This window comes from Streptomyces sp. NPDC059003 (genome assembly GCF_042740445.1).
Lineage (GTDB): Bacteria > Actinomycetota > Actinomycetes > Streptomycetales > Streptomycetaceae > Streptomyces.
The window spans coordinates 1-1,433 of record NZ_JBHYJH010000324.1 but is presented as its reverse complement, the minus strand read 5'-3'; the positions used below and the strand labels follow the sequence as shown (position 1 = coordinate 1,433).

The 1,433-nt window shown below is 64.7% G+C and carries 1 protein-coding gene; it reads right to left on the bottom strand.

Annotated features, from left to right (window positions below):
• Positions 1 to 176: 176 nt before the first annotated feature.
• Positions 177 to 1,433 (bottom strand): transposase (locus ACFWZ5_RS44565; RefSeq protein WP_384892854.1); only part of this gene is annotated, 1,257 nt, incomplete at its 5' end.

Sequence of the window (1,433 nt, the reverse complement as noted above, 5' to 3'; positions counted from 1 at the left end):
AGCAGGGTGGTCTTCCCGCACCCGCTCGGCCCCAGCAGCCCCGTCACCGAACCTGCTGGCACCACGACATCCCCCCCGCACCACCGCGCGTCCACCTCGGACCACTTCCACAGCCGCCGCCCGGACCGCAATACCACTCGACTCCACCGCCGCCTGAGACCTCATCGCAGGCCCCGTCACGCGGCCAGCCGTAGGTGTCTGACGGCCTGCCCGTCCGGGGGCTCCATGTCGAGGTGCCAGGTGCCGAAGCGGCGGATCTTGGATGTGATGTACGGAGTGATGGTGGCCAGGTCGACCGGGTCGATCTCCCAGCCCGCGTCGATGAGGGTGTTGACGACCTGCGTGATGTCTACGGCCGTATGGAAGATCAGGCAGTTGGCGAGCAGCTCGTTGAATTTGATGATCTTCTCTTGGTCTTCCGGGTCGTTGTCGGCGAGCAGGTCGGAGGCGAACATCAGCCAGTTGCTGAACTTGTGGAATGCTTCGGTCTTGTTCGTCATGGACTGGATCGAATCGCGCAATTCTGGCTCCGACAGGTAGCGAAGCAGCACGATGGTCCTGATCACGCGCCCCAGTTCCCGGTATGCCTGGTTGATGCGGTTGCGCCTGGACTCGTTGCCCAGGCGCCGCAGCAGCGCGGCCGAGGACAGCCGGCCCTCGCGGATCGAGAGGACCACGCGCATGAGGTCGGGCCAGTGGTGCTCGATCAGGCGCCAGTTGATGACGTCCTTGTCGGGGTCGCCGGACAGCGGGTCGATGTGCTGGTACTTCGCCGTCGCGCTGGGCCGGTAGAAGGTCAGGTCCTTCCAGTTCCTGATCCTGGGCAGCAGCTGAACGCCGAGCATGTGCGCGAGCCCGAAGACCGGCAGGTTCTGGCCCTGCGTATCACCGTGGACGATGTCGACGGTCACTTCGGACGCGTTCTTCAGCAGGCCCTCGAACAAGTAGACGGCCTCCCACACGCCACACGGGATGAAGTGGCTGAAGAGCGCAACATAGGTATGGGAAATGTGCCTCATGGCGATGCCGCCGAAGCCCCCGTACCGGATGTGGGACTCGGCGAGGAGGTTGTTCTCCCAGGTGTCGTACTGGGAGCCGTCGATCCCGGCCTTGGACACATCACCCCACACGTGCGCGAGGTCGAGCTGGATGAACATGTCGATGACGTCCGCCGACGCGGCGTTCAGATTCTCGGACGTGATGTGCTGGTTGCCCGCGAGCGAGAGCTCGTGGACGGAGACCCTCTGCCGCATGTGGCGCGCGACCTGCGCGGGACCCGCGTTCGTCCCGTAGGTGAAGACCGTCATGACGTAGCGGGCGAGCTTGTCGCGGATCTTCGGATCCGAGCCGGAGGCCGGCCCGAAGTGCCGCCACCACTTAGACGTTGTCCTATGTGGTGAGGCGGAGTAGTACTGCACCATGGGGCAGGGGAC